This window comes from Streptomyces muensis (assembly GCF_021474425.1).
GTDB classification, from domain to species: Bacteria; Actinomycetota; Actinomycetes; order Streptomycetales; family Streptomycetaceae; genus Streptomyces; species Streptomyces muensis.
The window spans coordinates 1-7812 of sequence record NZ_JAKEIP010000329.1; the positions used below are offsets into that span (position 1 = coordinate 1).

The following is a 7812-nucleotide window of genomic DNA, read 5'->3' on the forward strand; positions in this document are numbered from 1 at the left end:
GCAGGCGCAACAGGAACGGCACCAGCTGAGCCCGGCCCCGCAGTCGCCCACCCGGCTGCGACCCCCCACCGGGCCGAGGCCGCCGACGGCGTTGAACCCCCACAAGGGCCACCCGCACCCGACGACGAACGCCGCACGGGCGGTGCGGGTGGGACCCCCGACGCGGCCGAAGGCCGCGTGCCCACCCACGAACCCGCACACGAGGCCACCACCCTCACCACCCACCACCTCCAGGCCCACTACAACGGCTTCACCGCCCTGAACGACGTAACCGTCACCGTCCCGCCCGGCAGGGTCACCGCCATCGTCGGCCCCAACGGCGCAGGCAAGTCCACCCTGTTCCATTGCCTCGCCGGCACCCACCACCCCACCCACGGCAGAATCCACCTGGGCCCCCGCGACATCACCCACCTCCCCGCACACACACGCACCCGCCTCGGCATCGCCCGCACCTTCCAACAACTGGCCGTCTTCCCCTCACTGACCGTGGCCGAGAACGTCCAAGTGGGCGCGGAACAGGGAAGAACCCGGGACCCGGCAGCCGCGGAGCGTTCCCTCCGACTCCTCGGACTCGACGGCCCCGTAAGGGCCCTGCCCGCCGCAGACCTCCCCACCGGCACCCTGAGACGCGTAGAACTGGCCAGGGCCCTCGCCGGCGACCCGCGCGTACTGCTCCTCGACGAACCCGCCGCCGGCCTCGACACCGCCGAAGTCACCGCACTGGCCCGCGTCCTGAAGGCCCTGGCGGCAGACGGCATGGCCCTGCTGGTCGTCGAACACGACCTGGACCTCGTCGCCGACCTGGCCGACACCGTGCACGTCATGGCGGCGGGCCGCATCGTCGCCTCGGGCCCTCCCGACCGCGTCCTCGACGCCGCGAGCTCCGAGGAGACCCCGGCATGACCAAGATCTCCCTGCACCACGCGCGCGTGCGCTACGGCCCCTTGGAGGCCCTCCACGGCGTCACCCTCACCGCCCCCGGCCCCGGCCTCACCGTGCTGCTGGGCCGCAACGGCTCCGGCCGTACGACCGCCCTGCGCGCCCTCGCCGGAACCGTGCCCCTGTCCGGCGGCGCGGTGGTGTGGGACGGCACCGACGTGACCCGTGTACCCGCGCACGAGAGGGCCCGCCGCGGACTGTGCCTGGTCCCCGAGCGGCAGGCGGTGTTCGGCTCCCTCACCGTGCGCGAGCACCTCGAACTCGCGTCCGAGTCGTACGACATCGCCCTCGACGCCTACCCCGGCCTCGAACCCCTCCTGGCACGCCGCGCCGGCACCCTCTCCGGCGGCGAGCAGCGCATGCTCGCCCTCTCCCGCGCCCTGTTGTCACACGCGCGTGTCGTGCTCGTGGACGAGCCCGCACAGGGCATGTCACCCACGGTGGCCGCTCGCACCTACAGGATGCTGAGCGAACTCCACGCGTGCGTGGTCGTCGCCGAGCAACGGCTGCCGCCCGTCCTGCACGGCCGGGCGGCACTCGTCCACGAACTGCGCCGTGGCGCGGTCGTGTTCAGCGGCGAGTCGGGCGAATGGGAGCGCCGTGCAGCGCGCCGAACCTGGTGGAGCCCTTCCGGATGAGCGTCGACCCCTTCCGGACGAGCAGCGAGGTCTTCTCGGTCAACTGCTCCGTGACACTCTGTTTGGCCATGTCCAGACGGCCCTTGAGCCCGTAACGCCTGGAGCAGTGCGGCCACGCACCCCATCCCTGCGAGGCCGCCACCTTCCGGGCGATGGCGATCTGCTGCTGACGGGTGGCGAGATCCGCCCGTGCGGCGTACTTCGTCCCGCCGAAGCCCTCCCAGGTCGACTGCGAGAACTGCAGTCCCCCGTAGTGGCCGTTGCCGGTGTTGATGTGCCAGTTGCCGCCGCTCTCACACTGGGCGACACAGCCCCAGGGCCACTGGTCCTTGGCACACTCGTACGCCACGCGTTTGGGCGGCGGACCAGGGGCCGGTTGAGGCGCGGTATGGCTTGCGCGCATGGCATACATGGCCTGCGCCGTGTGCGTCGCGTGCGTGGCGTTCGACGTTCCCGGGGCCACGGCGGTGAACAGGGCGGCGGCCAGAACGATCTTGAGCGGTGTGCATTTCATATGAGCACGCTAGGCAGCTTATTGCCACCTCCCGGGGCGGCGCGGCGACGAACGCCGGTGCCCCACCCGGTCGGCGGACCGGGCGGGGCACAGTGCCCTGGACAGGGAGCGACACTCAGAGTTCGAGACGCTGCCCGGGCACGATCAGATGGGGATCGGCGCCGATGACGGACTTGTTGGCGGCGTAGAGCTGCCGCCAGGTGGTCCCGTGGCGGTCGGCGATGCCGCTCAGCGTGTCGCCGGCACGGACGGTGTAGTCCCCGCGGGACGAGCTGCGGTTCGTGTGCCCCGGCGAACGCTCCGGCGTCTGTGACGGAGTGGACGGGGCCGCCTTGGCGGTGGAGGGGGCCGAGCCGGCGGCGGAGGCCGCGGGTGCGTTCCCGGACGCTCCGGCCCGAGCCGAACAGATCGGCCACGCGCCCCATCCCTGGGCGCGTTGCACCTTGGTGGCCACGGCGATCTGCTGGTCCTTGCTCGCCCGGTCGGCCGTCGGCGCGTAGGCCGTACCGCCGTAGGCGCGCCAGGTGGAGGCGGCGAACTGGAGTCCGCCGTAGTAGCCGTTGCCGGTGTTGATGTGCCAGTTGCCGCCGCTCTCGCACTGGGCGATGCGGTCCCACACTGCGCTGTCCGCCGCTGCGGCGTTGCCGGTCGCGGCCAGCACCCCGAGCGGAGCGAGCAGCGCCGCTCCGGCGAGGACCGCCGTCGTACGAGTCCGGTTCCCGTTCGAAGCCGAAGCCTTCGGCGCCTTCCGAGTGTTGTCGCGCGTGTTATCGGCACATTCGGACATGTAGTTCCCTCTCGAAGCACTCGGGGTCCCCCAAGGCAGAGCGCCACTCGCCACGCCATGGGGCGGGTGAGCGGCGCGGCCCCGTCCGCCGGAGGTGGTGCTGCGCTGGCTGGTGCGGTTCGGCGGACGTACCCGAGCGGTGCTCGTTGCACACGGCCGAGGAATCTAGGGACAGCGGCCGGTCGGCATCAACCAACTCCTTGTCATTCCAGGCCAGTTCGCCGTTACCTCAGGTATCGGCGATTTTCGGCCACCCACTTCATTCGCTGATTTCAGGATTTGTCGACCACACCCTCCGACGATCTGTGACACACCCCACGCAACCAACTTCCTTGCATTTCCAAGGACTTGACCGAGAGTGGGCGATTCCGCACCCGGCGTGACGGTGCGCGATGGATGGTTCGATTCCGTTCGCCGTGGTGCGTGACTCCCGCCACAGATCGTCCGTTGTCTTCTTCATGAGCCCGGGACCCGCCCGGTTCACGGGCCGGGAGCCACCCGGTCCCGCCACGCCACATCCCGAGGGAGCCACCCGTGCCGCGCATGCTCGACGTCAGCGACGAGGTACGCGCCGAGATCGGCGACGAAGAGGCCGACCGGCTGCTCGCCGGAGAGAACGCCCCGGGCAGTTACGACTGCACCTCCTGCCGCACCCCGGGCGACTCCGAACAGGAGCGCACCAGCACCGTCCTGTTCATCGGGGACGAGACCGCCGTGCTCGCCTTCGCCCACGCCACCTGCCTGCCCTCCCAGGTCGTCCAGGTCACCGAGGAGCAGCTGCGGGGTGCCGTGAAGTCCATCACCGGCGACCGCGTCGACCTGGAGCCGGAGGCGATCGTGCCGGAGCAGGCCGTGCTCGGCGTGACCAGCGGACTGGTGCTGATCGCCGGGGAACTGCACCCCGCCCTGGTCGTGGAGCCGACCGGCCCCATCGTGCGCCCCGGGGCGGTGGACGCCGGGGACGACTTCCTTCCGCTGCTCATCGAGCAGGGGTTCATGCCGGTGACGGAGCTGACCGATGTGCCGCCGGTGCTGCACGGCTGGTCGGTGCTGTTGGCCATGGGCCAGCTGCACGCGGTACTTCAGCCGGGCCCCTCCGGCGGACAGCCGGTCGCCTGGTGGCAGGCGCATCAGCCGCTCCAGGTGACCGACGGCTGGCGGGCCGCCGCCAACAAGCACCAGCAGGTACTGATGTTCGCGGCGCCGGTCGGCTCCATCGGGCGCCAGCCCCGGGAGGACCTGCTGCGGGAGGCGCTGGACAAGGCGGCGGCGAACGGGAAGTTGGTGGGAGCGGCGTTGCCTCTCGCGGGGACGTGATGGCGCCTACCGGGCGGCGACCGAAGGCCGTACGGCGACTACAGGTGGATCGTGGTTGATCGCGCAGTTCCCCGCGCCCCCAAAGGGGCACTGCCGAACCGCATCTCATGAAGCCTGCCGTCGTTTGGACATACGTGCATGCATACGACGTTCCCCGCCACCAGGGCGGTCCCTCGCCCACGCCGATCTACGACGCGCTCTACGCCGAGTACGTCAAGTCCTTCCGTTCGCTGCCGGGTGATCGCAGCGGTGAGGAGGACCTGGGGTTCGTCGCATTCGGGAACATCCAGCGCAGTACCGGCACATACGGCGGCCATCGCCCGGGGTCGTTCAGCAGTTCGTACAGCGCCTACAGCGCGGGTGCCCACAGCGCCCGCCACGGCAACAGCCAGCAGCCGCAGTGGCAGCGCGTCGGGCACATCGGTCCGCAGGGCACGGGGATGCATCACGTCCCGGCCGCGCTGCCGCCGGCGCGCCGGGGCTGAACAGCCGGAAGGGCGGCCCTCACCGGGCCGCCCTTCCGTCGTGTCGGCTGCTTCCGCTCGCCGCTACTTCTTCTTGCCGCGCTTCTCGCGCACCCGCACCGAGATATGGATCGGGGTGCCCTCGAAGCCGAACTCCTCACGCAGTCGGCGTTCGATGAAGCGGCGGTAGCCCGCCTCGATGAAGCCGGAGGCGAAGAGCACGAACCGCGGGGGCTTGGTGCCGGCCTGGGTGCCGAAGAGGATGCGCGGCTGCTTGCCGCCCCGGATCGGGTGGGGGTGGGCGGCGACCAGTTCGCCGAGGAAGGCGTTGAGGCGGCCCGTCGGGACGCGGGTCTCCCAGCCGGCGAGGGCGGTCTCGATCGCGGGGACCAGCTTCTCCATGTGCCGGCCGGTGAGCGCGGAGACGTTGACCCGCGGCGCCCAGGCGACCTGCCCGAACTCGGTCTCGATCTCCCGCTCCAGGTAGTAGCGGCGCTCCTCGTCGAGGGTGTCCCACTTGTTGTAGGCGATGACCATCGCGCGCCCGGCCTCGACGGCCATCGTCACGATCCGCTGGTCCTGGACCGAGATGGACTCGGCCGCGTCGATCAGGATGACCGCCACCTCGGCCTTCTCGACGGCGGCGGCGGTGCGCAGCGAGGCGTAGTAGTCGGCGCCCTGCTGGAGGTGGACGCGCTTGCGGATGCCCGCGGTGTCGACGAACTTCCAGGTCACGCCGCCCAGTTCGATGAGCTCGTCGACCGGGTCACGGGTGGTGCCGGCCAGCTCGTTGACGACGACGCGCTCCTCGTTCGCCACCTTGTTCAGCAGGGAGGACTTGCCGACGTTCGGGCGGCCGATCAGGGCGATACGGCGCGGGCCGCCGATCGCCGCGCCGCCGAAGGTCTGCGCGGGCGCGGTGGGCAGCACCTCCAGGACGGCGTCCAGCATGTCGCCGGTGCCGCGGCCGTGCAGCGCGGAGACCGGGTGCGGCTCGCCGAGCCCGAGGGACCACAGATACGCCGCGTCGGCCTCGCCGCTCGGGCCGTCCACCTTGTTGGCGGCCAGCACCACCGGCTTGCCGGCCTTGCGCAGCAGTCGTACGACCGCCTCGTCGGTGTCGGTGGCGCCGACCTTGGCGTCGACGACGAACACGACGGCGTCGGCGGCCTCGATGGCGTACTCGGCCTGTGCGGCCACGGAGGCGTCGATGCCGAGGACGTCCTGCTCCCAGCCGCCGGTGTCGACGACCTTGAAGCGGCGTCCGGCCCACTCGGCCTCGTAGGTCACGCGGTCGCGGGTGACGCCGGGCTTGTCCTCGACTACGGCCTCGCGGCGGCCGATGATCCGGTTGACGAGAGTCGACTTGCCGACATTCGGCCGCCCGACGACCGCGAGGACGGGCAACGGTCCGTGCCCGGCGGCCTCGATGGCCCCCTCGACGTCCTCGAGGTCGAAGCCCTCTTCCGCGGCGAGCTCCATGAACTCCGCGTACTCGGCGTCGCCAAGCTCTCCGTGGTCGTGCTCTTCGAGCGAGCCCTCGGAGTGGATGTGGTCGTTCATGAAGTCCGTACCTCGTCGTTCATCGTGGTGATCGGTGGAGCACCGGGGGTGCCCGGCTGATCCACTACTCAGTTGCTTCAGCTACTTCAGTGTCGCTTGGCGACCGGTCAGTCGCCTGGCGTTCTCCAGGTGCGCGGTGAGCTGCTTCTGGATGCGCTCGGTCGCCTCGTCCAGCGCCTTGCGCGTACGGCGTCCGCTGCCGTCGCCCGCCTCGAAGGGATCGCCGAAGACGACGTCGATACGGCTGCGCAGCGGAGGCAGCCCCTTCATCAACCGTCCCCGCTTCTCGGAACTTCCCAGCACGGCGATCGGGACGATGGGTGCCCCACTGCGCACGGCGAAGTAGGCGAGCCCGGCGCGCAGCGAGGCGAAGTCGCCCTCACCGCGGGTGCCCTCCGGGAAGATCCCGAGGACGCCGCCGGCCGACAGGACGTCGAGGGCGCGTGTGATCGCCGTACGGTCGGTGGTCTCACGGTCCACCTTCAGCTGGCCGATCCCGGTCAGGAACGGGTCCAGCGGTCCGACGAACGCCTCCTTCTTGATCAGGAAGTGCGTCGGCCGGGGCGCCACGCCCATGACCATCGGGCCGTCTATGTTGTGCGAGTGGTTGACGGCGAAGATCACCGGACCGCTCGCGGGCACCTTCCAGGCGCCGAGCACGCGCGGCTTCCACAGCCCGTACATCAGGCCGACGCCGATCCGCCGCCCGACCTCGGCGCCCCGCTTCGAAGCCTGCGTCACTTTCCGGCCCGCTTCTCCTCGACGAGCGTGACGACGCACTCGATGACCTGCGGCAGCGTCAGCTCGGTGGTGTCCACCTCGACCGCGTCGCCGGCCTTGGCCAGCGGCGAGGTCTTGCGGCTGGAGTCCGCCGTGTCCCGCTTGATCAGCGCCTCCCGGGTCGCGTTGACGTCGGCGCCCTTCAGCTCGCCGCTGCGGCGGGCGGCGCGGGCCTCCGGGGAGGCGGTGAGGAAGATCTTCAGGTCGGCGTCGGGCAGCACGGTCGTACCGATGTCGCGGCCCTCGACGACGATGCCGATCTCCGCGGACCTGGCCAGGGAGCGCTGCAGCTCGGTGATCCGCGCGCGCACCTCCGGTACGGCGCTAACGGCGCTGACCTTGGAGGTGACCTCCTGGGTGCGGATCGGTCCGGCCACGTCGGTGCCGTCCACGGTGATCGTCGGGTTGCCCGGCTCGGTGCCGGAGACGATCTCGGGCTTGCCGGCCACGGCGGCGATGGCGGACGGGTCCTCGATGTCGATCCCGTTGGTCACCATCCACCAGGTGATCGCCCGGTACTGGGCGCCGGTGTCCAGGTAGCTCAGCCCGAGCTGCGCGGCAACGGCCTTCGACGTGCTCGACTTGCCCGTGCCGGAGGGGCCGTCGATGGCGACAATCACGGGCTTGGCGGCACCGTTTTCCACGGGGGGACACCTTCCAGATGCGGTGTGGCGAGATGTACGGGGCGCGAACGTGCCCCGCACAAGGTTACTGGGTACAGCTCACTCGTCCGGCCCCACAGGGTTCGCCCCCGCCGCCCCTACCCGTCCCATCCTTCTGGGGCTCCGCCCCAGAAGGATGGGACGGGTA

At 70.8% G+C, this 7812-nt stretch carries 9 protein-coding genes; 4 read left to right on the forward strand and 5 right to left on the reverse strand.

All coding sequences use genetic code 11. The annotated features are described in order from the left end of the window. Both L0P92_RS39645 and L0P92_RS39650 read left to right on the forward strand, forming a co-directional pair. A partial coding sequence (locus tag L0P92_RS39645; protein ID WP_234767980.1) for an ABC transporter ATP-binding protein occupies positions 1-903 on the forward strand: 903 nt, incomplete at its 5' end. Next, on the forward strand, positions 900-1577 hold the full coding sequence (locus L0P92_RS39650) for an ATP-binding cassette domain-containing protein (RefSeq protein WP_234767981.1): 678 nt from the start codon (positions 900-902) through the stop codon (positions 1575-1577). The genes L0P92_RS39645 and L0P92_RS39650, both read left to right, overlap by 4 nt. Here L0P92_RS39650 and L0P92_RS39655 read toward each other — a convergent pair. Together L0P92_RS39655 and L0P92_RS39660 are read right to left on the reverse strand one after the other, a co-directional pair. Further along, positions 1510-1980, reverse strand: coding sequence for a transglycosylase family protein (locus L0P92_RS39655; RefSeq protein WP_234767986.1), 471 nt, complete (start codon positions 1978-1980; stop codon positions 1510-1512). The two genes, L0P92_RS39650 and L0P92_RS39655, sit on opposite strands and share 68 nt — an antisense overlap. 226 nt (positions 1981-2206) lie before the next feature. After that, positions 2207-2878 carry a LysM peptidoglycan-binding domain-containing protein gene (locus L0P92_RS39660; RefSeq protein ID WP_234767982.1) on the reverse strand — a complete coding sequence of 224 codons (672 nt, stop codon included), beginning with the start codon at positions 2876-2878 and terminating at the stop codon, positions 2207-2209. A 534-nt stretch (positions 2879-3412) separates the two neighbouring features. On the opposite strand from L0P92_RS39660, the gene L0P92_RS39665 reads away from it, so the two are divergent. Beyond that, positions 3413-4195 carry a DUF8842 C-terminal domain-containing protein gene (locus tag L0P92_RS39665; protein ID WP_234767983.1) on the forward strand — a complete coding sequence of 261 codons (783 nt, stop codon included), beginning with the start codon at positions 3413-3415 and terminating at the stop codon, positions 4193-4195. Between the two features lie 134 nt (positions 4196-4329). Further along, entirely contained in the window at positions 4330-4680 is a 351-nt protein-coding gene (locus tag L0P92_RS39670; RefSeq protein WP_217209038.1) for a hypothetical protein, read from the forward strand. Between the two features lie 63 nt (positions 4681-4743). On the opposite strand, the gene der is transcribed toward L0P92_RS39670, so the two are convergent. The 3 genes from der to cmk all read right to left on the reverse strand — a co-directional run bounded on the left by der (position 4744) and on the right by cmk (position 7646). Continuing rightward, positions 4744-6222, reverse strand: a complete 1479-nt coding sequence (gene der / locus L0P92_RS39675; RefSeq protein ID WP_234767984.1) for a ribosome biogenesis GTPase Der — start codon at positions 6220-6222, stop codon at positions 4744-4746. 81 nt (positions 6223-6303) lie between these two features. Next, positions 6304-6906 (reverse strand): lysophospholipid acyltransferase family protein, encoded by a 603-nt coding sequence (locus L0P92_RS39680; RefSeq protein WP_234767987.1) that lies wholly within the window; start codon positions 6904-6906, stop codon positions 6304-6306. Between the two features lie 53 nt (positions 6907-6959). Next, complete coding sequence (cmk, locus tag L0P92_RS39685; RefSeq protein WP_234767985.1) at positions 6960-7646, reverse strand: (d)CMP kinase; 687 nt, start codon at positions 7644-7646, stop codon at positions 6960-6962. Between the last annotated feature and the right edge of the window lie 166 nt (positions 7647-7812).

Coding starts and splice junctions, on each gene's coding strand:
- L0P92_RS39650 (WP_234767981.1), top strand. CDS start 900: ATGACCAAGATCTCCCTGCACCACGCGCGCGTGCGCTACGGCCCCTTG.
- L0P92_RS39655 (WP_234767986.1), bottom strand. CDS start 1,980: ATGCGCGCAAGCCATACCGCGCCTCAACCGGCCCCTGGTCCGCCGCCC.
- L0P92_RS39660 (WP_234767982.1), bottom strand. CDS start 2,878: ATGTCCGAATGTGCCGATAACACGCGCGACAACACTCGGAAGGCGCCG.
- der (WP_234767984.1), bottom strand. CDS start 6,222: ATGAACGACCACATCCACTCCGAGGGCTCGCTCGAAGAGCACGACCAC.
- L0P92_RS39680 (WP_234767987.1), bottom strand. CDS start 6,906: ATGTACGGGCTGTGGAAGCCGCGCGTGCTCGGCGCCTGGAAGGTGCCC.